This window comes from Pseudomonas sp. EB271-G4-1 (assembly GCF_058791355.1).
On record NZ_JBYTEO010000084.1, the window covers coordinates 1 to 25,782 of the forward strand.

24 protein-coding genes are annotated in these 25,782 nt (G+C 60.1%); 12 read left to right on the plus strand and 12 right to left on the minus strand.

Going from position 1 to position 25,782, the window contains the following annotated elements:
* The first annotated feature begins 296 nt into the window (after window positions 1–296).
* From AC3WWR_RS27665 to AC3WWR_RS27680, 4 genes are all read left to right on the plus strand, one after another.
* Window positions 297–752, plus strand: a complete 456-nt coding sequence (locus AC3WWR_RS27665) for a (2Fe-2S)-binding protein (RefSeq protein ID WP_020799272.1) — start codon at window positions 297–299, stop codon at window positions 750–752.
* A gap of 5 nt (window positions 753–757) precedes the next feature.
* Window positions 758–2,926, plus strand: coding sequence for a xanthine dehydrogenase family protein molybdopterin-binding subunit (locus tag AC3WWR_RS27670; RefSeq protein ID WP_492599226.1), 2,169 nt, complete (start codon window positions 758–760; stop codon window positions 2,924–2,926).
* Between the two features lies 1 nt (window position 2,927).
* A complete protein-coding gene (locus tag AC3WWR_RS27675; protein ID WP_033043377.1) occupies window positions 2,928–3,509 on the plus strand; it encodes a hypothetical protein in 582 nt (193 codons plus the stop codon).
* A gap of 74 nt (window positions 3,510–3,583) precedes the next feature.
* A complete protein-coding gene (locus tag AC3WWR_RS27680; protein ID WP_492599227.1) occupies window positions 3,584–4,156 on the plus strand; it encodes a GGDEF domain-containing protein in 573 nt (190 codons plus the stop codon).
* Window positions 4,157–4,280: 124 nt separating this feature from the next.
* Here AC3WWR_RS27680 and AC3WWR_RS27685 read toward each other — a convergent pair whose 3' ends face one another.
* The gene (locus AC3WWR_RS27685) at window positions 4,281–4,706 is read right to left on the minus strand and encodes a VOC family protein (protein ID WP_033043375.1); all 426 of its coding nucleotides are present in this window, start codon (window positions 4,704–4,706) and stop codon (window positions 4,281–4,283) included.
* A gap of 112 nt (window positions 4,707–4,818) precedes the next feature.
* Here AC3WWR_RS27685 and AC3WWR_RS27690 point away from each other — a divergent pair, with 112 nt between their 5' ends.
* A complete protein-coding gene (locus AC3WWR_RS27690) occupies window positions 4,819–5,673 on the plus strand; it encodes a LysR family transcriptional regulator (RefSeq protein ID WP_151142397.1) in 855 nt (284 codons plus the stop codon).
* 140 nt (window positions 5,674–5,813) lie between these two features.
* On the opposite strand, the gene fabI is transcribed toward AC3WWR_RS27690, so the two are convergent.
* The 8 genes from fabI to gloB form a co-directional block, all read right to left on the minus strand.
* Window positions 5,814–6,608, minus strand: coding sequence for an enoyl-ACP reductase FabI (gene fabI / locus AC3WWR_RS27695; protein ID WP_020799278.1), 795 nt, complete (start codon window positions 6,606–6,608; stop codon window positions 5,814–5,816).
* A gap of 20 nt (window positions 6,609–6,628) precedes the next feature.
* Window positions 6,629–8,239: an ABC transporter ATP-binding protein gene (locus AC3WWR_RS27700; protein WP_454865789.1), complete on the minus strand. Its 1,611-nt coding sequence runs from the start codon at window positions 8,237–8,239 to the stop codon at window positions 6,629–6,631.
* Between the two features lies 1 nt (window position 8,240).
* On the minus strand, window positions 8,241–9,260 hold the full coding sequence (locus AC3WWR_RS27705) for an ABC transporter permease (RefSeq protein ID WP_020799280.1): 1,020 nt from the start codon (window positions 9,258–9,260) through the stop codon (window positions 8,241–8,243).
* A gap of 1 nt (window position 9,261) precedes the next feature.
* The gene (locus tag AC3WWR_RS27710; protein WP_020799281.1) at window positions 9,262–10,335 is read right to left on the minus strand and encodes a microcin C ABC transporter permease YejB; all 1,074 of its coding nucleotides are present in this window, start codon (window positions 10,333–10,335) and stop codon (window positions 9,262–9,264) included.
* Window positions 10,336–10,339: 4 nt separating this feature from the next.
* On the minus strand, window positions 10,340–12,181 hold the full coding sequence (locus AC3WWR_RS27715; RefSeq protein ID WP_492599228.1) for an extracellular solute-binding protein: 1,842 nt from the start codon (window positions 12,179–12,181) through the stop codon (window positions 10,340–10,342).
* Window positions 12,178–13,992: an extracellular solute-binding protein gene (locus AC3WWR_RS27720; RefSeq protein WP_492599234.1), complete on the minus strand. Its 1,815-nt coding sequence runs from the start codon at window positions 13,990–13,992 to the stop codon at window positions 12,178–12,180. The genes AC3WWR_RS27715 and AC3WWR_RS27720 overlap by 4 nt, the downstream gene beginning before the upstream one ends.
* Window positions 13,993–14,204: 212 nt before the next feature.
* Window positions 14,205–15,641, minus strand: coding sequence for a transglycosylase SLT domain-containing protein (locus tag AC3WWR_RS27725; RefSeq protein ID WP_020799284.1), 1,437 nt, complete (start codon window positions 15,639–15,641; stop codon window positions 14,205–14,207).
* A gap of 99 nt (window positions 15,642–15,740) precedes the next feature.
* Window positions 15,741–16,508: a hydroxyacylglutathione hydrolase gene (gene gloB / locus AC3WWR_RS27730; protein WP_020799285.1), complete on the minus strand. Its 768-nt coding sequence runs from the start codon at window positions 16,506–16,508 to the stop codon at window positions 15,741–15,743.
* Window positions 16,509–16,573: 65 nt separating this feature from the next.
* Here gloB and AC3WWR_RS27735 point away from each other — a divergent pair, with 65 nt between their 5' ends.
* The 5 genes from AC3WWR_RS27735 (at window position 16,574) to AC3WWR_RS27755 (ending at window position 21,942) form a co-directional block, all read left to right on the plus strand.
* On the plus strand, window positions 16,574–17,332 hold the full coding sequence (locus AC3WWR_RS27735) for a class I SAM-dependent methyltransferase (protein WP_492599229.1): 759 nt from the start codon (window positions 16,574–16,576) through the stop codon (window positions 17,330–17,332).
* An 87-nt stretch (window positions 17,333–17,419) separates the two neighbouring features.
* Window positions 17,420–17,872, plus strand: a complete 453-nt coding sequence (gene rnhA / locus AC3WWR_RS27740; RefSeq protein WP_020799287.1) for a ribonuclease HI — start codon at window positions 17,420–17,422, stop codon at window positions 17,870–17,872.
* 213 nt (window positions 17,873–18,085) lie between these two features.
* The gene (gene dnaQ, locus AC3WWR_RS27745; protein ID WP_492599230.1) at window positions 18,086–18,868 is read left to right on the plus strand and encodes a DNA polymerase III subunit epsilon; all 783 of its coding nucleotides are present in this window, start codon (window positions 18,086–18,088) and stop codon (window positions 18,866–18,868) included.
* A gap of 189 nt (window positions 18,869–19,057) precedes the next feature.
* Window positions 19,058–21,313, plus strand: coding sequence for an Orn/Lys/Arg family decarboxylase (locus AC3WWR_RS27750; RefSeq protein ID WP_492599231.1), 2,256 nt, complete (start codon window positions 19,058–19,060; stop codon window positions 21,311–21,313).
* Window positions 21,314–21,327: 14 nt separating this feature from the next.
* Window positions 21,328–21,942, plus strand: a complete 615-nt coding sequence (locus tag AC3WWR_RS27755) for a GNAT family N-acetyltransferase (protein ID WP_492599232.1) — start codon at window positions 21,328–21,330, stop codon at window positions 21,940–21,942.
* On the opposite strand, the gene AC3WWR_RS27760 is transcribed toward AC3WWR_RS27755, so the two are convergent.
* Window positions 21,908–22,801, minus strand: coding sequence for a LysR family transcriptional regulator (locus AC3WWR_RS27760; protein WP_454865792.1), 894 nt, complete (start codon window positions 22,799–22,801; stop codon window positions 21,908–21,910). The two genes, AC3WWR_RS27755 and AC3WWR_RS27760, sit on opposite strands and share 35 nt — an antisense overlap.
* 90 nt (window positions 22,802–22,891) lie before the next feature.
* Entirely contained in the window at window positions 22,892–23,116 is a 225-nt protein-coding gene (locus AC3WWR_RS27765; RefSeq protein WP_020799292.1) for a hypothetical protein, read from the minus strand.
* Between the two features lie 181 nt (window positions 23,117–23,297).
* On the opposite strand from AC3WWR_RS27765, the gene AC3WWR_RS27770 reads away from it, so the two are divergent.
* Window positions 23,298–23,858 carry an NADPH-dependent FMN reductase gene (locus tag AC3WWR_RS27770; RefSeq protein ID WP_033043364.1) on the plus strand — a complete coding sequence of 187 codons (561 nt, stop codon included), beginning with the start codon at window positions 23,298–23,300 and terminating at the stop codon, window positions 23,856–23,858.
* A gap of 9 nt (window positions 23,859–23,867) precedes the next feature.
* Here AC3WWR_RS27770 and AC3WWR_RS27775 read toward each other — a convergent pair whose 3' ends face one another.
* Window positions 23,868–24,527 carry a TetR/AcrR family transcriptional regulator gene (locus AC3WWR_RS27775; protein WP_020799294.1) on the minus strand — a complete coding sequence of 220 codons (660 nt, stop codon included), beginning with the start codon at window positions 24,525–24,527 and terminating at the stop codon, window positions 23,868–23,870.
* A gap of 55 nt (window positions 24,528–24,582) precedes the next feature.
* Between AC3WWR_RS27775 and AC3WWR_RS27780 the strand changes: the two genes are divergently transcribed.
* Window positions 24,583–25,686 (plus strand): DUF2855 family protein, encoded by a 1,104-nt coding sequence (locus AC3WWR_RS27780; RefSeq protein WP_492599233.1) that lies wholly within the window; start codon window positions 24,583–24,585, stop codon window positions 25,684–25,686.
* Window positions 25,687–25,782: the final 96 nt, after the last annotated feature.

Genomic DNA, 25,782 nt, shown 5'->3' on the forward strand with positions numbered 1-25,782 from the left:
CCGAGTGGTGGGGCAAAGCCTTTTGCTTCCTTTTTGGCGTTTGAAAAAGGGAGTCGCTGTAAAAGCGAAACCATAAGTGGCCGTTACCGCAGCAATGGATATGTACTCAACGGATATGTACTCCGACAACAAATAAAGGGTCGGTCACCAGGTAGTTTTTGTGACCGGTGGTCGATACACCTCGGCCTGCCGGACAATTTGCGCTTAGCTGTAGGGATAACCCCAAGGCGCGCGCAGGTTCCTGATCGCCACAGCGGCGCCAACTTCAGAACACCGTGAGTCTGAGGGCCGTCGCAATGCTGACCTTGAATATCAATGGCCAGGACCAGGAGCTGGATGTCCCTGCGGACATGCCGCTGCTGTGGGTCCTGCGCGATGTTGCGCACCTGACCGGCACCAAGTTCGGCTGTGGCATGGCCCAGTGCGGCGCCTGTACCGTGCACATCGACGGCACGCCTTTGCGTTCCTGCATCACACCGGCCACGGCCGTGGCCCATGGACAGAAAATCCTCACTATCGAAGGCCTGTCCACCGACGGCTCGCACCCGGTGCAACAAGCCTGGGCCGAACTCGATGTGGTGCAGTGCGGTTATTGCCAGTCTGGGCAGATCATGTCTGCGGCGGCCTTGCTGGCAAAGATCCCGCAACCGACCGACAGCGACATCGACCAGGCGTTGTCAGGCAATATCTGTCGTTGCGGCACCTACCCAAGAATCCGCGCCGCGGTCAAACGCGCCGCCCAATTGGGCTGATGGCCATGAACAGCATCGATCCACTATCGCGCCGCGATTTTCTTAAGGGCAGCGCCATGCTGGGCGGCGGGCTGGTAGTGGCGTTTGTTATCCCAGGCGGCCATCGCTTTGCCCGGGGCGTGGAAAACCAGGGCAACGTGTTCGCACCCAATGCCTTCCTGCGCATCGGCAATGACAACAGCGTCACCGTGTTGCTCGGTCATTCGGAAATGGGTCAGGGTATCTGGACCGGGTTGACCATGCTGATCGCCGAAGAGCTGGACGCCGATTGGTCGAAAATTCGCGTCGAGCACGCACCGGCTTCGGCCGCCGATTACGGTCTGGCCGGGTTCGGCGGCATGCAGATCACCGGCGGCTCGACCTCGACCTGGATGGAGTTCGACCGTTACCGTCAGGCCGGTGCGGCGGCGCGTTTGCTGCTGGTCGAGGCCGCGGCCAAGCGCTTCAACGTCGCACCCTCGGCGATTCGCACGGAGTCGGGCGTGGTGATTGCCGGCGACCGGCACGCCACCTACGGCGAACTGGCTGACGACGCCGGCAAGCTGCCGGTACCGGACCCTGCGACCATCAAGCTCAAGGAGGCCAAGGACTGGACCATCATCGGCAAACCCACCAAGCGCCTGGATACGCCGGAGAAAATCACCGGCCGCGCCAAATTTGGCATGGACGTGCAGTTCGATGGCCTGATGACGGCGATGGTCGCGCGTTCTCCGGTGTTTGGTGGCAGCGTCAAATCCTTTGAAGGCGCCGAGGCGCTGGCGATACCCGGTGTGCACAAGGTGGTGCAGGTGCCGACCGGCGTGGCGGTGATTGCTGATCACTACTGGGCGGCGAAACTGGGGCGGGATGCGCTGCACGTCGAGTGGGACCTGGGGCCGAACGCAGGGCTCGACAGCGAGCAATTGCTCGAGGAATTCCGCAAGCTCGCTGCGACGCCCGGGCTGCCCGTGAGCGAGGCCGGCGATACCCAGGCTGCACTGGCCAAAGCGACCAGGACTCTCGACGTCGAGTACAGCGTGCCCTACCTGGCCCATGCACCCATGGAGCCGCTCAACTGCACCGTGAGCATCACCCAGGACAAATGCGAGATCTGGACCGGTACGCAGTTCCAGACCCTGGACCAGATGATCGCCGGCAAAATCACCGGGCTCAAGCCTGAGCAGGTCGAGATCCATACCGAGTTCCTGGGCGGCGGATTCGGCCGGCGCGCCAATCCGACCTCGGACTTTGTCGCCGAAGCGGTCCAGGTCGCCAAGGCCGCGGGCGGGCCGGTGAAAACCGTGTGGGCGCGGGAGGATGACATCCGTGGCGGCTATTATCGCTCGGCGTTCCTGCATCAGGCGCGAGTCGGCCTGGGCGCTGATGGCCTGCCGCTGGCCTGGAAGCATGTGCTGGTCGGACAGTCGATCATGGCCGGCACCTCGCTTGAAGCGGCCATGGTCAAGAACGGAATCGACAAGACGTCCGTGGAGGGCGTGGCGGACGGTCCCTACCTGCAGGGGCTGGCTAATCATCAGGTTGAGCTGCATTCGCCAAACACCGGTATCAGCGTGTTGTGGCTGCGTTCGGTGGGGCATACGCACACTGCCTTCGTCATGGAATCGTTGATCGACGAACTGGCCGCGGCGGCAAGCCAGGACCTGGTGGAGTACCGACGGACCTTGCTCAAGGCGCATCCACGGCATCTTGGCGTATTGAACCTGGCGGTAGAGAAGGCCAACTGGAAGGCGCCGCTGCCGGACGGCCACGCCCTGGGCGTGGCGGTGCATGAGTCATTTGGCAGCTACGTGGCCCAGGTCGCCGAAGTCTCCCAGGATAACCTGGCGATTCGTGTGCATCGGGTGGTGTGTGCGGTGGACTGTGGGATCGCGGTCAATCCGCAGAGCATCGCCGCACAAATGGAGTCGTGCATCGCCTTCGGCCTGGGTTTCACCTTGCACAGCAAGCTGACGATCAAGGATGGCAGGGTAGTGCAGTCCAACTATCACGATTACCAGGTGCTGCGGCTCAACGAGATGCCGGTGGTCGAAGTGCATATCCTGCCCAGCAACGAAAAACCCGGTGGCATCGGCGAGGCCGGTGTTCCACCCACGGCGCCAGCAGTGGCCAACGCGGTGTACGCCCTGACCGGGCAACGCCTGCGTGAACTGCCGTTGCAACTGTCGGGGGTGTGAGATGAAACGACACCATTGGTTACTCGGCTCGCTGATACTGATTTGCCTTTTTGTCTATGCAACAGAGCTGTTCGCCGATGACAAGGAGGCGGTGAAGGCCTTCGACACCGTACAGAAGGTGTTCCAGAGCCCCCGATGCCAGAACTGCCACATTCCCGGGGACGCCCCCTTGCAGTTAGACGCCGGGCTATCCCATGCGATGAACGTGGTACGCGGCATGGACGGCAAGGGGGCTTCGGGGTTGCCTTGCGCCAGCTGCCATGCCGAGGCCAATCCACCCGCCAGTTACGGCGCCAATGCCCCGCCTGGGGCACCGCATTGGAGCCTGCCACCGGCGGCGCACAAAATGGCCTGGATCGGCCTGCCTCCGGACATGTTGTGCAGCATGATCAAGGACCGCGCGAGCAACGGTGATCGCGATTTTGCAGCGCTGATCAAGCACGTCAGCGAAGACAAACTGGTGTTGTGGGGCTGGAATCCTGGCGGTGATCGCGCGCCAGTGCCGGTGCCGCACGATGTTTTTGTCACACAGTTCAAGCGCTGGGCGGACGCCGGCGGGCCGTGTCCGGTAGTGGGTAGCTGACCAACGGCGAGTCGACATGGAGTCAAACCCGATATCGAGGACTCTAAAGAACATACCCACCTATGGAGTATGTGATGCTGATCTCAGGCAAACCGCACAAATCGTGTGTACGTGCAGGGACGCCACAGCAGGAGCGTGAGCTTTTGCGCGATCTGGCCCGCAAGGCAGAGCAAGAGCTGATCGGGGTACAGATGGCGAGCATGGATGAGTTGACGCTATTGCCCAACCGGCACGGTTTCCTCGCGTTGGCCCAATTGGGGCTGGACGCCTGCCAGCAACTGGACCGACCGGCGACGTTGCTGTTTTTCAATCTTGACGAGTTCAAACGCATCAACTACCTGTTTGGTCGCACCGAAGGTGATAAGGCGCTGAAAACCTTTGCCGATGTACTGCGCATCGGTTTTCGGGAAAACGACGTGGTCGGGCGGCTGGAGGGCGCCACCTTCGTGGCCTTGCTCACAGGTTCCGGCAGCGTGGACATCGAGGCGATCAAGGCGCGGCTCGAAGAAATGCTCGATGCACGCATGGCCACGGCGCATAGCGGGTATGAGATTCGTTTCAGTATCGGGCAGATTGAGCATGATCCTGTGGTTCATGGCTCGGTTGAAGAGATGCTGGTTGAGGCTGAAAAAGCGTTGGGCCGGTAGCATTGTGGTGCAATGACTGGCCCCATCGCGGGCAAGCCCGCTCCCACAGTTGATAGCATTTCAAATCGGTCAAGTGTGGGAGCGAGCCTGCTCGCGAAGGCGGCCTTGGAGGCCACGCCTGCCTTCATTTGGCAAACAACTGCCCAATATCCTTGAACGCCTTGAATTCCAGCGCATTCCCGCACGGATCGAACAAAAACATCGTCGCCTGTTCGCCCACCAGTCCCTGAAAACGAATCCCCGGCTCGATCACGAAACGCGTCTGCAGCGACTTCAATCGTTCGGCCAGTGCCTCCCACTCTTTCATGCCCAACACCACGCCGAAATGCGGTACGGGCACGTCATGGCCGTCAACCGCGTTGGTATGGGCGGCTTCTTGCGAAGCATTTTTTGGCGCGAGGTGAATCACCAGTTGATGGCCGAAAAAGTTGAAATCGACCCAGTGCTCGCTGGAGCGACCTTCTTCCAGGCCGAACACGCTGCCGTAGAAGTGCCGCGCGGCGGCCAGGTCATAGACCGGAATGGCCAGGTGGAAAGGCGAGAGTTGCATCGGGCGTGCCTCGGTTATGGAATATTGACGCTGAGTTTAGCGCTGTGCTTTTTGATTGAAACACGATAGTTTTTGCGTCGAGCTCAAATTTTTTCGATCAATCGGTGGCCCCATGCTTCGGGAACTGAAAACCTTCATCGCGGTGGCGCGCTACGGCACGTTCGCCGCAGCGGGCATGCACATCGGCCTCACGCAGTCGGCAGTCAGCGCGCAGATCCGCAACCTGGAACAGGCCCTCGGCATTCGCTTGTTCGATCGCACCGGGCGTCAGGCCTTGCTGAATGCGGCGGGGCAGCGCGCGTTGCCGATGGCCAGGGAAATGCTGGAAATCTTCAATCGAATGGCGGTCAGTGATGACGTCAGCGAGTACAGGGGCGAATTGAAGATCGGCGCCGTGGCCACGGTGCAGACCGGATTGCTGCCCCAGGCGCTGTTGCGATTGCGTCAGCAGGCGCCGCACCTGGAGCCAAAACTGGTGCCGGGCGTGTCCTTGAACCTGTTGAGCCAGGTGGACACCGGCGAAGTGGACCTGGCGATCCTCATCAAGCCACCGTTCGAACTGCCCAAGGAACTGTCGGCGCAAGTGATCCGCCGCGAGCCCTTTGTGCTGATCGTGCCGACGGATCTTGAAGGCGACGAGCCGCTCAAGTTGCTCGCCGAACATCCCCATGTGCGTTACGACCGCAATTCATTCGGCGGGCGACTGGTGACAAGATTTCTTCGTGAACAGCAAATCGACGTGCACGTTGCGTTGGAGCTCGATGAGCTGGAAGCCATTGTGAAGATGGTCGAGTGCGGGCTGGGCATTTCGTTGCTGCCCGAAGCGGGGCTGTGGCTGGAGCATGGGGCGAACGTCAGGGTGATTCCGTTGGGCGAGTTGACGTTTTACCGGGAGATTGTGTTGGCGCAGCGGTACAGCCAACGGACGCAGCCGATTCAGCAATTGTTTGCGCAGTGCCTTGTTTGAAGATCAAAGATCGCAGCCTTCGGCAGCTCCTACAGGTGTACACATATCCATCGTAGGAGCTGCCGAAGGCTGCGATCTTTTGATCTTGACCCAATAAAAAACCCGCCAAAAAGGCGGGTTTTTTAATGGCTAACCGAAGATCACTCTTCCAGATTGCCCATGGCCGTGGTGTTGAAGCCACCGTCCACGTACATGATTTCGCCACTGATGCCGGACGCCAGGTCCGAGCACAGGAAGGCGCCGGCGTTGCCGACTTCTTCGATGGTGACGTTGCGACGCAGAGGGGTTTGCGCTTCGTTGGCGGCCAGCATCTTGCGGAAGTTCTTGATGCCGGAAGCGGCGAGGGTGCGGATCGGGCCGGCCGATACGCAGTTCACGCGAGTACCGTCCGGGCCCAGGGAGCCGGCCAGGTAGCGTACGCCGGCTTCCAGGGAAGCCTTGGCCATGCCCATCACGTTGTAGTTGGGCATGGTGCGCTCGGCGCCCAGGTACGACAGGGTCAGCAGGCTGCCATTGCGGCCTTTCATCATTTCGCGGCCGGCCTTGGCCAGGGCCACGAAGCTATAGGCGCTGATGTCGTGAGCAATGCGGAAACCTTCACGGGTGGTGGCTTCGGTGAAGTCGCCGTCCAGTTGATCGCCCGGGGCGAAGCCTACGGAGTGCACGATGCAGTCCAGGCCGTCCCACTTCTTGCTCAGCTCTTCGAAGACCTTGGCGATTTCCGCATCGCTGGCCACGTCGCACGGGAAGCACAGCTCAGGGCTCGAACCCCAGCCCTGTGCGAATTCTTCGACACGACCCTTGAGTTTGTCGTTCTGATAAGTGAAGGCAAGCTCAGCGCCCTCGCGATGCATGGCGGCAGCGATGCCGGATGCGATGGACAGCTTGCTGGCGACACCGACGATCAGTACGCGCTTACCGGCGAGAAAACCCATGTGTTGCTCCTCTTTTCAGGTTATTGCGCAGTGGCTGGAACCAGGAAGGCGGCTTCCAGCAACTGCTGTGTATACGGATGTTGGGGGGCGGCAAAAATGCTTTGCGCGTCTCCCTGTTCGACCACTTGGCCCTGCTTGACCACCATCAACTGGTGGCTCAGCGCCTTGACGACAGCCAGGTCATGGCTGATAAACAGATACGTCAGGTTGTACTTGCTTTGCAGTGATCGTAACAGCTCGACCACTTGGCGTTGCACGGTGCGGTCGAGGGCCGAAGTCGGCTCGTCCAGCAGAATCAACGCCGGTTTTAGCACTAATGCCCGGGCAATGGCGATTCTCTGCCGTTGCCCGCCGGAAAATTCGTGGGGGTAGCGGTGCCGGGTTTCCGGGTCCAGACCTACCTCCTTGAGTGCTGCAATAATCGCTTGTTCCTGTTCAGCCTCGGTGCCCATCTTGTGGATCCGCAGGCCCTCGCCGACGATCTGGCTCACGCACATTCGCGGGCTCAGGCTGCCGAAGGGGTCCTGGAACACCACCTGCATTTCCCGCCGCAGTGGCCGCACCTGTTGCTGCGTCAGGCTGTCCAGCTGCTTGCCTTCAAAACGGATGCCGCCTTTACTGCCGATCAAGCGCAGGATCGCCAGGCCCAGTGTCGATTTGCCGGAACCGCTTTCTCCCACGATCCCCAGGGTCTGGCCCTGGGGCAGGCTGAAATTGATGCCGTCTACCGCCTTGACGTAATCGACGGTCTTTTTCAGCAAGCCTTTCTTGATCGGGAACCAGACTTTCAGGTCCTCGACCGTGAGCATGGGCGGGCCGACGACATTGGTCGCAGGCGTCCCGCTGGGTTCCGCTGCCAGCAGCTCCCGAGTGTACGGATGCTGCGGCGCGCGGAACAATTGTTCGCACGATGCCTGTTCGACGATGCAACCGCGCTGCATGACACATACGCGATGCGCAATTCTTTTCACCAGGTTCAAATCGTGGCTGATCAACAGAAGCGCCATGCCCAGGCGGGCCTGCAGTTCCTTGAGCAATTCGAGGATTTTAAGCTGAACGGTCACGTCCAGCGCGGTGGTCGGCTCGTCGGCGATCAGCAGTTCCGGCTCGTTGGCCAGGGCCATGGCGATCATCACGCGCTGGCGCTGCCCGCCGGACAATTCGTGGGGCAGGGCCTTGAGACGCTTTTCCGGTTCCGGGATGCCGACCATTTCCAGCAGTTCCAGGGTGCGTTTGGTCGCGATTTTGCCGACCAGGCCCTTGTGGATGCCCAGCACCTCGTTGATCTGCTTTTCGATCGAGTGCAGCGGGTTGAGCGAGGTCATCGGCTCCTGGAAGATCATCGCGATCCGGTTGCCGCGGATATGGCGGATGGTTTTCTCTTTCAGGTTGAGCAGGTTCTGCCCGGAATATTCGATGGTCCCCGACGGGTGCCGGGCGAGCGGGTAGGGCAACAGGCGCAGGATCGAATGCGCCGTTACCGATTTGCCGGACCCGCTTTCGCCCACCAGCGCCAGGGTCTCGCCACGCTTGATATCGAAGCTGACACCTTCGACCACTCGCTGGCAGCGCTCGCCAACGACGAATTCGACGGCCAGGTCGCGCACTTCGATCAGATTGTCCTGATTCATTTCACTTCCTCGGGTCGAAGGCATCGCGAGCGGACTCGCCGATGAATACCAGCAAACTCAACATCAACGCCAGCACCGCGAACGCGCTCATGCCCAGCCAGGGCGCTTGCAGGTTGGATTTGCCCTGGGCCACCAGTTCACCCAGTGACGGACTGCCGGCCGGCAAGCCGAAGCCAAGGAAGTCCAGGGCGGTCAGGGTGCCAATGGCGCCGGTCAGGATGAACGGCATGAAAGTCATGGTCGAGACCATGGCGTTGGGCAGGATGTGACGAAACATGATCGCGCCATTCTGCATGCCCAAGGCCCGGGCTGCACGCACGTATTCAAGGTTGCGCCCACGCAGGAACTCGGCGCGCACCACGTCCACCAGGCTCATCCAGGAAAACAGCAGCATGATCCCCAGCAGCCACCAGAAGTTCGGCTGGACGAAGCTCGCGAGGATGATCAACAGGTACAGCACCGGCAAACCGGACCAGATCTCCAGGAAACGCTGCCCGGCCAGATCCACCCAGCCGCCGTAGAAACCCTGCAGCGCGCCGGCGATCACCCCGATGAGCGAACTGAGCAACGTCAGCGTGAGGGCAAACAACACGGAAATGCGGAAGCCGTAGATCACCCGGGCCAGCACATCGCGGCCCTGGTCATCGGTGCCCAGCAGGTTATCGGCCGATGGCGGCGCGGGGGCAGGGACCTTCAGGTCGTAATTGATGCTCTGGTAGCTGTAGGGAATGGGCGCCCATAACACCCAGGCGTCCTTGGCCTTGAGCAGTTCGCGGATGTACGGGCTCTTGTAGTTGGCTTCCAGTGGGAACTCGCCGCCGAAGGTGGTTTCCGGGTAGCGCTTGAGGGCCGGGAAGTACCAGCCATTGTCGTAGTGCACTACCAGTGGCTTGTCGTTGGCGATCAACTCGGCACCAAGGCTGGCACCGAACAGGATCAGGAACAGCCACAGCGACCACCAGCCGCGTTTGTTGGCCTTGAACAGTTCGAAACGTCGTCGATTGAGCGGGGACAGGTTCATCTCAATGCTCCCGGCTTTCGAAGTCGATGCGCGGATCGACGAAGGTGTAGGTGAGGTCGCCGATCAACTTCACCACCAGCCCCAGCAGGGTGAAGATGAACAAGGTGCCAAAGACCACCGGGTAATCGCGGTTGATTGCCGCTTCGAAACTCATCAGGCCGAGGCCGTCGAGGGAGAAGATCACTTCCACCAGCAACGAACCGGTGAAGAAGATACCGATGAATGCCGAGGGGAAACCGGCGATCACCAGCAGCATGGCGTTGCGAAATACATGACCATACAGCACGCGTTGATTGGTCAGGCCCTTGGCCTTGGCGGTGACCACGTACTGCTTGTTGATTTCATCGAGGAAGCTGTTTTTGGTCAGCAGGGTCATGGTCGCGAAGTTGCCGATCACCAATGCGGTCACCGGAAGCGCCAGGTGCCAGAAGTAGTCGAGGATCTTGCCGCCCATGCTCAACTCGTCGAAGTTGTTCGAGGTCAGCCCGCGCAACGGGAACCAGTCCAGGTAACTGCCGCCGGCAAACACCACGATCAACAGGATGGCGAACAGGAATGCCGGGATCGCATAGCCGACGATGATCGCCGAACTGGTCCAGACGTCGAAGTGGCTGCCATGCCGCGTGGCCTTGGCGATCCCCAACGGGATCGACACCAGGTACATGATCAGGGTGCTCCACAACCCGAGGGAGATCGATACCGGCATCTTTTCCTTGATCAGGTCGATGACCTTGGCATCACGGAAAAAGCTGTCGCCAAAATCCAGGGAGGCATAGTTCTTGACCATGATCCATAAGCGTTCCGGCGCCGATTTGTCGAAGCCGTACATGTGCTCGATTTCCTTGATCAACGCCGGGTCCAGGCCTTGTGCGCCGCGATAGGCGGAGCCGGCCACCGACACCTCGGCGCCGCCGCCGGCGATGCGGCTGGTGGCGCCTTCGAAGCCTTCGAGCTTGGCGATCATCTGTTCCACGGGGCCACCGGGGGCGGCCTGGATGATCACGAAGTTGATCAGCAAGATGCCGAACAGTGTCGGGATGATCAGCAGCAGTCGCCGAAAAATATACGCCAGCATCTGATTACTCCGTGCCCGCAGGGTCGGCTTGCAATTTGGTTTCGATCTCTATGGCCGGTTTCGCATCGGGCTTGATCCACCAGGTGTTGATGCCGATGTCATATTTAGGCGAGACCTTGGGGTGGCCGATGTGGTTCCAGTACGCCACGCGCCAGGTCTTGATGTGCCAGTTGGGGATTACGTAATAGCCCCATTGCAGCATGCGGTCCAGCGCGCGGGCGTGGGCGACCAGGCTTCTTCGCGAGTCGGCGTTGATCAATTGTTCGACCAACTGGTCCACCACCGGGTCTTTCAGGCCCATGGAATTACGGCTGCCGGGTTTGTCGGCGGCCGCGGTCATCCAGAACTCACGCTGTTCGTTGCCCGGCGAATTGGACTGCGGGAAGCTGCCGACGATCATGTCGAAGTCCCGCGAGCGCACGCGGTTGACGTACTGCGAAACGTCGACCCGGCGAATCACCAGTTCGATGCCGAGGTCGCTCAGGTTACGCTTGAACGGCAGCAGGACCCGTTCGAATTCGGTTTGGGCCAACAGGAATTCGATGCTCACCGGTTTGCCGGTGGCGTCGACCATCTTGTCATCGACGATGCGCCAGCCGGCCTCTTGCAGCAGTTGGTAAGCCTTGCGTTGCTGGGTGCGGATCATGCCACTGGCATCGGTCACGGGATTCTGGAACGCCTCGCTGAATACCTGCTCGGGAATCTTGCCGCGAAACGGTTCGAGGATTGCCAACTCATCGGCATCGGGCAGGCCGGTGGCGGCCATTTCCGAGTTCTCGAAGTAACTGCGGGTCCTTGCGTAGGCACCGTTGAACAATTGCTTGTTGGTCCATTCGAAGTCCAGTAGCAGGGTCAGGGCCTGGCGCACGCGCACGTCCTGGAACAGCGGGCGGCGCAGATTGAATACGAAGCCTTGCATGCCGGTGGGATTGCCGTTGGGGATCTGTTCCTTGATCAGCCGTCCTTCGGTAACCGCCGGGATATTGTAGGCGTTGGCCCAGTTCTTCGCGGTCATCTCCAACCAGTAATCGAACTGCCCGGCCTTCAGGGCCTCCAGCGCGACCGTATTGTCGCGGTAGTAGTCGGTGGTCATCACGTCGAAGTTGTAGAAGCCGCGATTGATCGGCAGGTCCTTGCCCCAGTAATCCTTGACCCGCTCATAGCGCACCGAGCGGCCGGCCTTCACTTCGGTAACCTTGTACGGGCCGCTGCCCAGTGGGACTTCCAGGTTGCCCTTGTTGAAGTCGCGGCTCGCCCACCAGTGCTTGGGCAGCACCGGCAACTGGCCAAGGATCAACGGCAATTCGCGGTTGTTGCTGTGCTTGAACTTGAACACTACGGTCAGCGGATCTTCGGCGACCACGTCTTCGACATCGCTGTAGTAGCCGCGGTACATCGGTGCGCCATCCTTGACCAGGGTCTGAAAGCTGAACACCACGTCATCGGCGCGAACCGGATGCCCATCATGGAAACGCGCTTCGGGCCGCAAATAGAAACGCACCCAGTCGTTGTTCGGGGCTTTTTCGATCTTGCCGGCGATCAGGCCATATTCCGTGAAAGGTTCATCCAGGCTCTGTCGGGCCAGGGTGTCGTAGATCAAGTCGATGTCGTTGGCCGACACGCCCTTGCTGATGAACGGGTTGAGGCTGTCAAACCCGCCGAACCCGGCCTGACGGAATTTTCCGCCTTTGGGCGCGTCCGGGTCGACGTAGTCGAAATGCTTGAAGTCAGCCGGGTATTTCGGCGGTTCGTTGTACAGGGTCAGGGCATGTTGCGGGGCGGCGAAGGCCCACCCTGCGAACAACAGGGCGCCGGCCTGCAGGAGCAGGGCGCTTGCGGATTTCATCGATCTTTCTCCGAAGATTTCAGCCACCACGCGCTCAGGCCCAGGGTGTAGGGCGGCGTCGTGACGAAGCCAAACCGGTTACGGTAGGCCAGGCGGTGATAATTGAGGTACCAGTTGGGAATGATGTAGTGCTGCCACAGCAGTGTGCGGTCGAGTGCCTTGCCGGCGGCGACTTGTTCATCGCGGGTCTTGGCGGCGAGCAATTGTTCGAGCAGGTGGTCCACCACCGGATTGGCAATGCCTGCGTAGTTCTTGCTGCCCTTGACCGTGGCCTGGCTGGAATGAAAGTACTGCCATTGCTCCAGGCCCGGGCTGAGGGTCTGGTTAAGGGTCATCAGGATCATGTCGAAATCGAACTGATCGAGGCGCTGCTTGTACTGTGCACGATCGACCGTGCGTAGCTTGGCGTCGATGCCGATGCTGGCCAGGTTCTCGACATAGGGTTGAAGGATGCGCTCCAGGTTCGGATTGACCAGCAAAATCTCCAGGCGCAGCGGTTGCCCGGCCGCGTTCTGCAAGCGCTGGCCGTTGAGCTTCCAGCCGGCTTCGGCAAGCAGGGCCAAGGCTTTGCGCAGGGTATCCCGGGGAATGCCGCGACCCTGGGTCTGCGGCAGGCTGAAAGGCTCGGTGAACAACCTCGCTGGCAATTGCTCGCGATACGGCTTGAGTAACAGCCATTCGTGGCCGACTGGAAGTCCGCTGGCGGAAAACTCGCTGTTGGGGTAGTAACTCATGGCGCGTTGGTAGGCGCCGCTGAACAACGTGCGGTTGGTCCACTCGAAGTCGAACATCAGGCCCAGTGCTTCGCGAACCCTCGCTTGGGCGAACGTCGCGCGGCGGCTGTTCATGAACAGGGCCTGGGTCTGGGTCGGGATCTGGTGCGGGATCTGCGCCTTGATCACCTCGCCACGACGAATCGCCGGAAAGTCATAGCCGGTGGCCCAGTTTTTTGCCTGGTGCTCGATATAGATGTCGAACTCGCCGGCCTTGAACGCTTCGAACGCGACATCGCTGTCACGATAGAACTCGACTTCCATGCGATCGACGTTGTACTTGCCGCGATTGACTGGCAGGTCCTTGCCCCAATAGTCCTTGACTCGCTCGAACACGATCTGTCGTCCCGGCGCAACCGAGGTGATGCGATACGGCCCGCTGCCCAGCGGCGGCTCGAAGGTGGTCGCCTTGAAGTCGCGGCCTTTCCAGTAATGCTGCGGCAACACTGGCAACTCCCCCAGACGCAGGATTAGCAAGGGATTGCCGGCACGCTTGAACACGAACCGTATACGCAGGGGGTTGAGGATGTCGACCCGCGACACTTCCTGCAGGTTGGTGCGATATTGCGGGTGGCCTTCCTTGAGCAGCAGGCGGTAGGAGAATGCCACATCAAAGGCGGTGATTGGCGTGCCGTCGTGGAAGCGGGCTTGCGGACGCAAATTGAAGACGACCCAGCTGCGGTCCTCACTGTATTCCACCGATTGGGCGATCAGGCCGTAACTGGAGGTCGGCTCGTCACCTGACGGCGCGTATTGGCCAGTGCCGACCATCAGCGGCTCGTTGAGCTCGTTGATGCCGTATTGCAGGAAATTGGATGTTGCAACCGGGCTCGTGCCCTTGAAAGTGTAGGGGTTGAGCGTATCGAAGGTGCCAAATGCCATGACCCGCAACGTACCGCCCTTGGGCGCTTGCGGGTTGACCCAGTCGAAGTGGGTAAATCTGGCCGGGTACTTGAGCGTGCCGAACTGCGCATAACCGTGGCTTTCGCTGATCGTCGCGCTTGCGGTGGAACTCAAGGCCAGGCTGATCAGGAGCAGGAGGAGGGGACGCTTCAAATAAGGAATCCGATCCGGGCGGCTTGGGCATTGTGGATCGTACAGTAACAGCTTGTATGGACAGGAAAAAGACGGGGTTCGAAAGCAGTGTTCGGGTACAAAAAAGATCGCAGCCTGCGGCAGCTCCTACAGGGAAACGTATTCCCCTGTAGGAGCTGCCGCAGGCTGCGATCTTTTCGGCATCACATCAATTTTTAATGCGGACTGGAAACCGTCAACATTTGCCCCGGCTTCAACGCCTGGCCGACACGAGGATTCCAGCGCTTGAGGTGCTGCATTTCAACGTTGAAGCGCTTGGCCACCATGTATAGCGAATCGCCTTGCTGGACTTTGTATTGCGACTGCGGCTTCTGGGTCTTCGACTTGGCCGCGACCACGGTGTTGATGCGTCCCGAGTTGCGCTTGCCGGTGTCTTGCATGACCAGCGTCTGGCCAGGCTTGAGATTCTTGCCGCTCAACTTGTTCCAGCGTTGCAAGTCCTTGACGTCGACATTGTTGGCCTTGGCGATGGAGCCCAGGTTATCGCCGCGTTTGACCCGATAGCTACGTTTGGCGCTCGCCAGTTGCGTATCGTCCGCGCCTTCGAAAACCGGCTTGAGCTGCTTCTTGCTGATCAACTCTTCGGGGCGCATGGTCTGCAGGCTGGTGGTCAGCAGTTGTGCTTTGGAGGTGGGTACCAGCAAGTGCTGCGGGCCGTCGATGGTGGTGCGTTGCTTGAAAGCGGGGTTGAGCTGGAACAGTTCGTCTTCGTCGATGTTGGCCACCGCGGCGACCTTGGACAGGTCCATGCGCTGGTTGATTTCGACGACCTGGAAATACGGTTCGTTGGCAATCGGGTTGAGGTTCACGCCGTAGGCGTCCGGCGCCATCACCACCTGCGAGAGTGCCAGCAACTTCGGCACATAGGCCTGGGTCTCGGCGGGCAGGGGCAGGTTCCAGTAATCGGTTGGCAGGCCGAGTCGCTCGTTGCGTTCGATGGCACGGCTGACCGTGCCTTCACCGGCGTTGTAGGCGGCCAGGGCCAGCAGCCAGTCGCCGTTGAACATGTCGTGCAGGCGGGTCAGGTAGTCCATGGCCGCCGTCGTCGAAGCGGTGATATCGCGCCGGCCATCATAAAAACGGGTTTGGCGCAGGTTGAAGTAACGCCCGGTGGAGGGAATGAACTGCCACAAGCCCACTGCATTGGCCCGGGAATAAGCCATCGGGTTGTAGGCGCTTTCAATCACTGGCAGCAGCGCCAGTTCCAGCGGCATGTTGCGTTCTTCAAGGCGCTCGACGATGTAGTGGATGTACAGGCTGCCGCGATCGCCGGCGTTTTCGAGAAACGACGGGTTGCTGGCGAACCACAGTCGTTGCTGCTCGATGCGCGGGTTGACGCCCAGGCCATCCTGCAGCTGGAAACCCTGGCGCATACGCTCCCAGACATCCTGCGGGATCTGTGGGCTGGGCTTTTCAGTGAGGAAGACGGGTTTCTGCTTGGCGCGCGCGGCAATATTCGGTGCGTGTGCCGCATCGGTCTGCGGCACATGACTGGAACAGCCCGCCAATGTCGCGGACACAGCCACCGCTATGGCTTGCGCCAGGCGGGTCAGTGCGTCCGAATTGATGGCTTTGCGTATAGATGACGACATTGGCTGGAAGTAAGTTCCGGGCAAAAATGTCGGGCGATTCTAGAAAGCACACCCTCTGCGGTCAACCTTTCAGAGTTTTTGGACTATCGTGCAAACTGCTCAGAACGTATCTTTCCAGGCCCTTAGTGCAGCAAAAACCATATCGGGCGCGGAGTTATCGGTGCCGGTCCGTTCATCCGCTTTTTCTTTAACGGATGTTTCACCGGTACGCAAAAACGGATTTGTACGTTTTTCCAGGGCCACCGTGGAGGGCAGCGTGATGATGCCGGCTTCGCGCTGACGGGCCACGCTGGCCAGGCGTTCAAGGGTGTCGGCGTTGCCGGGTTCGACCGCGGCAGCGAAGCGCAGGTTGCTCAGAGTGTATTCATGGGTGCAATACACCCGGGTGTCCTCGGGAAGCGCGGCAAGGCGCGACAGCGAGGTGTACATCTGTTGGGGCGTGCCTTCGAACAGGCGCCCGCAACCTGCCGCGAAGAGGGTGTCGCCACAAAACAGCAGGCCGGGGTGATAATAGGCAATGTGGCCCAGGGTATGACCGGGCACCGAAATGATCTCGAAGTCATGGCCCAGCACATTGATACGATCGTTATCCTTGAGCGCGATGTCCCGCTTGGGGATGCTTTCGCTGGCAGGACCATAGACGGTCGCGTCCGTCGCTTTCTTGAGCTGTTCGACGCCACCGACATGGTCATGATGATGGTGAGTGATCAGAATATCGCTCAGGACCCAGCCCGGATTGGCCGCGAGCCAGGCGTTTACGGGCGCGGCATCGCCCGGGTCGACCACCGCGCAGCGTCGGGTGTCGGGGTCTTGTAACAACCAGATGTAGTTGTCGGTGAAGGCGGGCAGGGCAGTGATCTGTATCATCGTCGGATTCGCCAAGCGGAAAACAATGGCGCATCTTAGAACTTCCTGGCGCGTTGGAGAATGCAATGACCGATAAAGCGTTCGCTCAGGCTGATCCTGACTGGCTGGCGTTGATCAGCGCAGCACGTGACTGGCTGTCCGGTCCCCTTGGGCAACTGCTGCTGGATGAAGAGCGGCGCATGCTCGAAGACGAGCTGGGGCGTTTCTTCGGAGGCTACCTGGTGCATTACGGGCCGTCGGCCCAGACCCCGCCGTCGGCGCCGCAGGTGCAGCGCAACGTGCGCCTGGGTGCACCGTTGCCCGGGGTCGAGATCGTCTGCGAGGAGCAGGCCTGGCCGCTGAGTGAGCATGCCGCCGATGTGGTGGTACTGCAGCATGGGCTGGATTTCTGCCTGTCGCCTCACGGCTTGTTGCGGGAGGCGGCGAGCAGTGTGCGGCCCGGCGGGCATTTGCTGATCATCGGCATCAATCCCTGGAGCACTTGGGGACTGCGCCATGTATTTGCCCACGACGGATTGCGCAAGGCACGCTGCATTTCCCCCTCGCGGGTGGCTGACTGGCTGAACCTGCTGGGCTTCGCGCTGGAGAAACGCCGCTTCGGGTGCTATCGTCCGCCGCTGGCTTCACCCATCTGGCAGGCTCGCCTGGCCGGCTGGGAGCGCAAGGCCGGTGACTGGCAATTGTCCGGTGGCGGCTTCTATCTACTGGTGGCGCGCAAGATCGTGGTAGGCCTGCGACCGGTCCGTCAGGAGCGCCGCGAACCGATGGGCAAGTTGATCCCGTTGCCGATGGCCAAGGTCAATCGTCGCAACATCGAACCGTGATACCTCCTTTTTCCGGCCGGGGTTACCCGGTCCTGGGCGTCGTCGATCTTCTATTGGCGGGCCACTGCATTTTCTGGATAGATTGGCATGAGCGATAGCGTAGAACTCTTCACCGATGGCGCCTGCAAGGGCAACCCTGGCCCTGGCGGCTGGGGCGCATTGCTGGTGTGCAAGGGCGTGGAGAAAGAACTTTGGGGAGGCGAAGCCAATACCACCAACAACCGCATGGAGCTGATGGGCGCGATTCGTGGCCTGGAAGAGCTCAAGCGTTCGTGCGATGTGTTGCTGGTGACCGACTCCCAATATGTGATGAAAGGCATCAACGAGTGGATGGCCAACTGGAAAAAACGCGGGTGGAAAACCGCAGCCAAGGAACCGGTCAAGAACGCTGACCTGTGGATGCTGCTGGACGAGCAGGTCAATCGCCACAACGTCACCTGGAAATGGGTACGTGGGCACATTGGCCATCACGGCAACGAACGGGCGGATCAACTGGCCAACCGTGGCGTGGATGAAGTGCGCGGCTTCAAACAGGCCTGAATTCAACGCCAAAGACATACTGTGTCGCTGCCTTCGCGAGCAGGCTCGCTCCCACATTTGATCTCCTTGAGCGCAAATTCTGCGTTCACCTGCGATCCAGTGTGGGAGCGAGCCTGCTCGCGAAGGCCGTGACACGGTGTATCTGAAAGACCCCGGCAAGCGTGTTAATATCGCCGCTTTTGCCCGATTGACCGATTGAGAGCTGAGCACCCGATGGCCACCAGATCCGTTGTACTCGACACCGAAACCACCGGCATGCCGGTGACCGACGGCCACCGGATTATCGAGATCGGTTGTGTCGAGCTGATCGGTCGGCGCCTCACTGGCCGGCATTTTCACGTTTACCTGCAACCGGACCGCGAAAGTGACGAGGGCGCCATCGGCGTCCACGGCATCACCAACGAATTTCTGGTGGGCAAGCCGCGTTTCGCCGAGGTGGCCGAAGAGTTCTTCGAATTCATCAAGGGCGCGCAGCTGATCATCCATAACGCGGCGTTCGACGTTGGCTTCATCAACAACGAATTTGCCCTGATGGGCCAGCACGATCGTGCGGACATCACCCAGCACTGCTCGATCCTCGATACCTTGATGATGGCCCGGGAACGTCACCCGGGGCAGCGCAACAGCCTCGACGCCTTGTGCAAGCGCTATGGCGTCGACAACTCCGGCCGTGAGCTGCACGGCGCCTTGCTCGACTCCGAGATCCTGGCCGACGTCTACCTGACCATGACCGGCGGCCAGACCAGCCTGTCCCTGGCGGGCAATGCGTCGGACGGTAATGGTTCCGGCGAGGGTGCGGACAACTCCGCCACTGAAATCCGCCGCCTGCCGGCCGACCGTCAGCCAGCGCGCATCATTCGCGCCACTGAAGAAGAACTGGCCCAGCACATGGCGCGCCTGGAAATCATCAGCAAATCCGCCGGTGGGCCGGCGCTTTGGTTGCAATTGGCTGAGGCTGAGGCTGAGGCTGAGGTTGAGGCTGAGGCTTCGGCATAGGTCCGTTAACAAGATCGCAGCCTCGTTTCACTCGACAGCTCCTACAGAGTGAAGCGAGGCTGCGATCTTTTGATCTTCACGCCGATCAGTTGACCCATTTCAGTGCGTCGCACTCGCCACATCCGCTCCAACCCTCTACCCTGAGGTGATTGACAGGCTCTGGCCTGCCGCCTCAGGACACTGAGCCCCATGTATAAAGATCTGAAATTCCCGGTCCTGATCGTCCATCGCGACATCAAGGCCGACACCGTCGCTGGTGATCGCGTGCGGGGTATCGCCCGGGAACTGGAGCAGGAAGGTTTCAGTATCGTCTCGGCGATGGACTACACCGAAGGCCGGCTGGTCGCGTCGACCCATCATGGCCTCTCGTGCATGCTGATAGCGGCAGAAGACGCCAGTGCCCATTCGCATTTGTTACAGAATATGGCCGAGCTGATCGGGCTGGCGCGAGTGCGGGCGCCGGACCTGCCCATTTTCGCCCTCGGCGAGCAAGTGACCCTGGAAAACGCGCCCGCCGACGCCATGGCCGAGCTCAATCAGTTGCGCGGCATTCTGTATCTGTTCGAAGACACCGTGCCATTCCTCGCACGCCAGGTGGCGCGGGCCGCGCGCAAGTACCTCGATGGCTTACTGCCGCCGTTCTTCAAGGCGTTGGTGCAGCACACCGCCGATTCCAATTATTCCTGGCACACCCCCGGTCACGGTGGAGGGGTGGCGTATCACAAGAGCCCGGTAGGGCAGGCTTTCCATCAGTTCTTCGGGGAAAACACCCTGCGTTCGGATCTATCGGTCTCGGTGCCGGAACTGGGCTCACTGCTGGATCACACCGGGCCCCTGGCAGAGGCGGAGGCGCGGGCAGCGCGTAACTTTGGCGCCGATCACACCTTCTTCGTGATCAACGGCACCTCGACAGCGAACAAGATTGTCTGGCATTCGATGGTTGCTCGCGACGATCTGGTGCTGGTTGATCGCAATTGCCACAAGTCGGTGTTGCACTCGATCATCATGACCGGTGCCATTCCGCTGTACCTGTGCCCGGAGCGCAATGAACTGGGGATCATCGGGCCGATTCCGCTGAGTGAGTTCAGCCGCGAATCGATCCAGGCCAAGATCGAAGCCAGTCCGTTGACCAAGGGCCGGACGCCGAAGGTCAAGCTGGCGGTGGTGACCAATTCAACCTACGACGGCCTCTGCTACAACGCCGAACTGATCAAGCAGCAATTGGGCAATAGCGTCGAAGTCTTGCATTTCGATGAAGCCTGGTACGCCTATGCGGCGTTCCATGAGTTTTTCACCGGCCGCTACGGCATGGGCACGTCCCGCAGTGAAGACAGCCCGCTGGTGTTCACCACCCATTCCACGCACAAGCTGCTGGCGGCGTTCAGCCAGGCGTCGATGATCCATGTGCAGGACGGCGGCGCCCGGCAACTGGACCGTGATCGTTTCAATGAAGCCTTCATGATGCATATTTCCACGTCACCGCAGTACGGCATCATCGCGTCGCTGGATGTGGCGTCGGCGATGATGGAGGGCGGGGCCGGGCGTTCGCTGTTGCAGGAGATGTTCGACGAGGCCCTGAGCTTTCGCCGGGCGCTGGCCAATCTGCGCCAGCATATCGCCGCCGACGATTGGTGGTTTTCCATCTGGCAGCCGCCGTCGGTCGAAGGCATCGACCGTGTGGTGACCGAGGACTGGCTGCTGCAACCTGCGGATGACTGGCACGGCTTTGGCGAAGTGAGCGACGACTATGTCTTGCTCGATCCGATCAAGGTCAGCCTGGTGATGCCGGGCCTGACCGCGGGCGGTGCGCTCAGCGAGCGCGGAATTCCGGCGGCCGTGGTCAGCAAGTTTCTCTGGGAGCGCGGGCTGGTGGTCGAAAAGACCGGGCTGTATTCGTTCCTGGTGTTGTTTTCGATGGGGATCACCAAGGGCAAGTGGAGCACGTTGCTGACCGAGTTGCTGGAGTTCAAGCGCAGCTACGACGCCAACGTCAGTCTGGCCAGCTGCCTGCCTTGCGTGGCGCAACAGCACGGCGCGCGCTATCAGGGCATGGGCTTGCGAGACTTGTGCGATCAGTTGCACGCCTGTTATCGCAGTAATGCCACGGCCAAGCATCTCAAGCGGATGTACACCGTACTGCCACAAATCGCCATGAAGCCGGCGGATGCGTATGATCATCTGGTACGTGGCGAAGTCGAAGCGGTTTCGATCGATGCGCTGGACGGACGTATCGCCGCCGTGATGCTGGTGCCATACCCGCCGGGCATTCCGTTGATCATGCCCGGAGAGCGCTTTACCGAGGCGACCCGCTCGATCATCGACTACCTGGCGTTTGCTCGCACGTTCGACAGCAGTTTCCCGGGTTTCGTCGCTGATGTGCATGGATTGCAACACGAAGACGAGGGCAATGGACGGCACTACACCGTCGATTGCATCAAGGAATGAGGACCTTTCCCAGTATGCAACCGGTCATGAATCCGAATTACCCAGGGCTGTCAGTGCGCGTGGCCGACGAGGGCTTTGCCGCTTATATATGGGGCAGTGATTTCAGTTTTGAAGTCGCCGCCTACGGCGCTGCCGAAATCGGCCAGCCGGTAGAGAAGTGGCAGGTCACGCCCATCACCCCTTATCGCAAATGCTATGGCATCGATCCGGAAGAGTTCAGCAGCTTTCGCGATGCCGCCGACAGCGCGATTTTCATGGCGTACCTGGACGACGAACCTGTTGGCCACCTGGTGATCAGCACCAACTGGAACGGTTTTGCCCATATCGATGAGTTGGCGGTGCATGCGCCGGCCAGGCGACACGGTGTGGCCAAGGCGTTGCTGGATGTGGCGCAGTTCTGGAGTCGCAAGAAGAAACTGCCCGGCGTCATGCTGGAAACCCAGAACAACAACTTGGGCGCCTGTCGGCTTTACGAGCGTTGCGGCTTCATGATCGGTGGCATTGACCATCTGCGTTATCGGGGTATTGACCCCAATACTGCCGAAGTGGCGCTGTTCTGGTACCGATTATTCGACAACCCGCTGGAAAACCCCGTCAGTTCGCCAACATCACCGCGGCTTGTTCCGTGATGATCGCCAGCAAAGCTTGAAGGGCTGGCGAGGGCTCGCCGTTCTTCAGGGTCAGGGCGTAGAGGGTGATCGGCACGGCCGGTGCCAGCGGGCAGGCGTCGAGCCCGGTCGATCTGGCGCCCAGGGCGGTGAAAGGGTCGACAATGGCCAGGCCTTCACCGGCCTCGACCATGCTGCGCATCATCTGGTGGGTTTGCACCCGCGTCTGTATGACCGGCGCCGGCCGCAGCGCATGCAGTTTGTTTTCAAGCGCCGGGCTGATCGGGTCGTGGCCTTCAAGCCCGACCATCGCCTGGCCGGCCAGGTCCTGGAGCGAGATGTACTTCTGCTTGGGTTGCAGCCAGCCGTGAGGGGCGAGCAGCTGCAGCTTGCCGTGAGCGATCGGCTGGCAATGAATATCGGCGTGATCGGGATCATGCAGGCTCAAGCCCAGGTCGCTTTCGCGAAGCAGCAGGCTGCGCACGATCTCGCGTGTGGGTTGGCTCAGGAGCGTACAGGGTGCGTCAGGCAAGCGTCGGCGCAGCGCGGCGATGCTGTGCGGCAACAATTGCTGGGCCAGGGGCGGGGTGCAGATGATGCGTAACGGCGCGGCCAGGTATTGCCTCAGGCTGCTCGCCAGGCGCTGCACCGGTTCGAGTGCATCGTAGACACGGGTGATTTCGACCTGCAACGCCCGCGCCTCACGCGTGGCCTGCAAGCGTCCGCGAACGCTTGCGAACAGCATGAAGCCCAACTGATCCTCGGCGTCGCGCAAAATGCGTTCGACTTCGGCCACCGGCAACTGCAGCCATTCAGCGGCGGTGCCCAGGTGACCGGTTTGCAAGAGCGCCTGGATCACTTCGATATGGCGTAAGCGCATGCGTGAAGTCCATGTTCAGCAGGTGAAGAAGGAGTCAGGACTGAATCCTAACCCAAGTCTGCGCATATGACTTCTGCTCATAACACCGAGTTATGAAGCGGCGATCGGTTCCGGTTCGCGGATCAGCGTTACACCCGTTTGCACCAATTGAAACTCGTTGTTATCGAGTTTGTTGACGCGGTCGCCAATTGCCAGTTTGTACGTGGTGACAGACGTGCCGTCAGCGGACTGGGTGGATTCCTGGAACTCATGTACGGAATAAACACGGCCTTCCGCATCTCTTGCATGGAACTGACCGACGAGTACTGCTGCCATCTGCTTAGAACCTCTGGAGATAAATCACTCAATGTGCGGTGGGGTAGACCGCCACTGGGCACGGTAAGTTTTCCTACGTAAAAAAAATATATCAGGACGCACAATACTGTGTTTATTGGCTGAACCGTCGCCTGATCATCTATAACTACAGGCTCCTCCCACGGACAATCGAGCGTCTTCCATGAGTAATGTCTATAACATCGCCGTAGTGGTCGGCAGCCTGCGTAAAGCATCGATCAACCGTAAGGTCGCCCTCGCGCTGGCGGATCTGGCGCCGGCCAACCTCAAGCTCAACATCGTCGAAATCGGGGATTTGCCGCTCTACAACGAAGACATCGATGGTGCTTCACCGCCGGCAGCCTACAGTACTTTCCGACAACAAGTCAGTTCATCCGACGCAGTGCTGTTCGTTACCCCGGAATACAATCGTTCGGTGCCTGCCCCGATGAAGAACGCCATTGACGTGGGTTCGCGCCCTTATGGCAAGAGTGCCTGGAGTGGCAAGCCGGGGGCGGTGATCAGTGTTTCGCCGGGTGCGGTCGGTGGATTCGGTGCGAATCACCACTTGCGCCAGTCCATGGTGTTTCTCGATGTGCCGATGATGCAACAACCGGAAGCCTACCTCAGTGGCGCCGGTGCCGCGTTCGACGAGGCGGGCAACCTGTCGGAATCCGTCAGGCCGTTCTTGCAGAAGTTCATCGATGCCTATGGCAAGTGGGTCGAGCAACACAAGAAGCTTTGATGCATCGGATTACGAACCGTTAGCCAGTCGGCTACAAATCATTGTTTCCATTTCCGACAACCATGCGGCGGTTTGCGCCGCCGCTGGTTGCGCGGTGACACAATAACGCCGTCCGCCCCACGCCATGATGACCCAGGCATCGATAGTCGCCTGTGAGGGGGGTACAGGCAGATCGCCACAGGCTGCGATCGCTTCGCGCCATTTCTGCGACAGCTCGTCGAACAGCCTTCGATGGTGTTTGGGCTCGGCGATCTGGTGTTCGATGAGCAGCACGGCATGGTTGAAAAAGGGCTGGTGCTCATCGTCGGGGGTACAGGTCAGGCGGATAAGGCGTTTAATCCGGGTTGCCCAGTCCAGTTCATTGGCTTGCACAACCGCTTCATCCAGATGCTGCAACAAGGCATCCAGTCGATGTCGAATATAGCCGGAGAGCAGGGCTTCCTTGCTCGGGAAATAGTCGTACAGCGTGCCAATCGCAACGCCTGCTTCAAGTGCCACTTCCCGAGTGGTCAAGCCAGGCCAACCGTTTCTGCGCCAAATCCGAACAAAAGCCTGGTAAATCGCTTCGACGGTGAAAATCGCCCGGGCCTGACTCGGCCGTTTCAGCGGTTTTGCCCGGGGATTGACGTTGGGCGCGCCGCCCCTGGTGTTTCCGAACCCGCTCTTCATCGGCGGCCATTACTCTGGTGCTACCCGCCACACTAGCGCAGCAGGAGATTGAAGGATGCAAAGTTCATGTACGGTAACACGGCTGATAACCCGTAAAAACGCCTTGGACCAGAGTCGGATTGAAGAGCTGCAGCGAAGTCTGATTCCGGCGGCCGGCGAGGTGATCTTGAAGATTGACCGTTGCGCGCTGACGACCAATAACATTACTTACGCCGCCTATGGCAATTCGATGAACTACTGGGGGTTCTTTCCTACAGGATTAGAGCAATGGGGGCACGTCCCTGCCTGGGGCTTTGCCGATGTCGTGGCCTCTGACGTGGCTGGCATCAAGGTCGGGGAACGTTTCTACGGGTATTTCCCGATTGCCAGCCATCTGTGGATGCGCCCTGAACGGGTGACCGAACGTGGTTTCTACGACGGTGCCGAGCATCGACTCGGGTTGACCTCGGCGTACAACCAATACACCCGCTGCAGTTGGGATTCGTACTACAGCCCGGAGACCGAAAACCTGCAGATTTTACTCAAGCCCTTGTTTCTGACCTCTTCGATGCTCGCGGACTTTTTGCAGGACAAGCAGTTCTTTGGTGCAACTCGACTGGTGTTCTCCAGCGCCTCGAGCAAAACCGCCTACGGCACAGCAGTCTGCCTGGGTAATCTTGCCGGCGTGGAACGCGTTGCGCTGACTTCAACCGGTAACAAGGCTTTTGTCGAGAGTCTTGGTTGTTACGAGCGAGCGGTGTCTTACGCGGATTTGGCGGACGTGCCCAATGATCGTCCAACACTGTATGTGGATTTTTCCGGCGACCTTGAGCTGCGTGACCAGGTGCACCGGCATTTCGCCGGACAGCTGGCCTACAGTTGTTTCGCCGGCTCGGCACAAAGCACCGATGAGGCGCGATTGATAGCCATCGAGGGCCCGCAGCCGGTGTTCTTTTTTGCGCCGATCCAGATTCGCAAGCGTAATGCCGATTGGGGGCCGGAAGGGGTCAGCCAGCATATCGGCGAGGGTTTGCAGGCGTTTTTCCGGAAAGTGACGGCCAGTGAAGCGCCATTGCTGAAGGTGGTGGAAAGCCAGGGTTACGAAGCGGCGCAGTCGGTTATTTCACGCCTGTTCCATGGACAGGTCGCGCCGGTGGAGGGGCATGTGATTCGGTTGTGACTGAGGTGGCCCCTTCGCGAGCAGGCTCGCTCCCACAGTTAAAGTGCATTCCCCTGTGGGCTGTCTCTTCTCCCCATCTCCGAGCCCACGAGAATC

Coding starts and splice junctions, on each gene's coding strand:
- dnaQ (WP_492599230.1), top strand. CDS start 18,086: ATGGCCACCAGATCCGTTGTACTCGACACCGAAACCACCGGCATGCCG.
- AC3WWR_RS27675 (WP_033043377.1), top strand. CDS start 2,928: ATGAAACGACACCATTGGTTACTCGGCTCGCTGATACTGATTTGCCTT.
- AC3WWR_RS27715 (WP_492599228.1), bottom strand. CDS start 12,181: ATGAAATCCGCAAGCGCCCTGCTCCTGCAGGCCGGCGCCCTGTTGTTC.
- AC3WWR_RS27765 (WP_020799292.1), bottom strand. CDS start 23,116: ATGGCAGCAGTACTCGTCGGTCAGTTCCATGCAAGAGATGCGGAAGGC.
- AC3WWR_RS27755 (WP_492599232.1), top strand. CDS start 21,328: ATGCAACCGGTCATGAATCCGAATTACCCAGGGCTGTCAGTGCGCGTG.
- AC3WWR_RS27775 (WP_020799294.1), bottom strand. CDS start 24,527: ATGAAGAGCGGGTTCGGAAACACCAGGGGCGGCGCGCCCAACGTCAAT.
- AC3WWR_RS27700 (WP_454865789.1), bottom strand. CDS start 8,239: ATGAATCAGGACAATCTGATCGAAGTGCGCGACCTGGCCGTCGAATTC.
- AC3WWR_RS27750 (WP_492599231.1), top strand. CDS start 19,058: ATGTATAAAGATCTGAAATTCCCGGTCCTGATCGTCCATCGCGACATC.
- AC3WWR_RS27670 (WP_492599226.1), top strand. CDS start 758: ATGAACAGCATCGATCCACTATCGCGCCGCGATTTTCTTAAGGGCAGC.
- rnhA (WP_020799287.1), top strand. CDS start 17,420: ATGAGCGATAGCGTAGAACTCTTCACCGATGGCGCCTGCAAGGGCAAC.
- AC3WWR_RS27725 (WP_020799284.1), bottom strand. CDS start 15,641: ATGTCGTCATCTATACGCAAAGCCATCAATTCGGACGCACTGACCCGC.
- fabI (WP_020799278.1), bottom strand. CDS start 6,608: ATGGGTTTTCTCGCCGGTAAGCGCGTACTGATCGTCGGTGTCGCCAGC.
- gloB (WP_020799285.1), bottom strand. CDS start 16,508: ATGATACAGATCACTGCCCTGCCCGCCTTCACCGACAACTACATCTGG.
- AC3WWR_RS27690 (WP_151142397.1), top strand. CDS start 4,819: ATGCTTCGGGAACTGAAAACCTTCATCGCGGTGGCGCGCTACGGCACG.
- AC3WWR_RS27780 (WP_492599233.1), top strand. CDS start 24,583: ATGCAAAGTTCATGTACGGTAACACGGCTGATAACCCGTAAAAACGCC.
- AC3WWR_RS27705 (WP_020799280.1), bottom strand. CDS start 9,260: ATGAACCTGTCCCCGCTCAATCGACGACGTTTCGAACTGTTCAAGGCC.
- AC3WWR_RS27710 (WP_020799281.1), bottom strand. CDS start 10,335: ATGCTGGCGTATATTTTTCGGCGACTGCTGCTGATCATCCCGACACTG.
- AC3WWR_RS27760 (WP_454865792.1), bottom strand. CDS start 22,801: ATGCGCTTACGCCATATCGAAGTGATCCAGGCGCTCTTGCAAACCGGT.
- AC3WWR_RS27735 (WP_492599229.1), top strand. CDS start 16,574: ATGACCGATAAAGCGTTCGCTCAGGCTGATCCTGACTGGCTGGCGTTG.
- AC3WWR_RS27665 (WP_020799272.1), top strand. CDS start 297: ATGCTGACCTTGAATATCAATGGCCAGGACCAGGAGCTGGATGTCCCT.
- AC3WWR_RS27685 (WP_033043375.1), bottom strand. CDS start 4,706: ATGCAACTCTCGCCTTTCCACCTGGCCATTCCGGTCTATGACCTGGCC.
- AC3WWR_RS27680 (WP_492599227.1), top strand. CDS start 3,584: ATGCTGATCTCAGGCAAACCGCACAAATCGTGTGTACGTGCAGGGACG.
- AC3WWR_RS27770 (WP_033043364.1), top strand. CDS start 23,298: ATGAGTAATGTCTATAACATCGCCGTAGTGGTCGGCAGCCTGCGTAAA.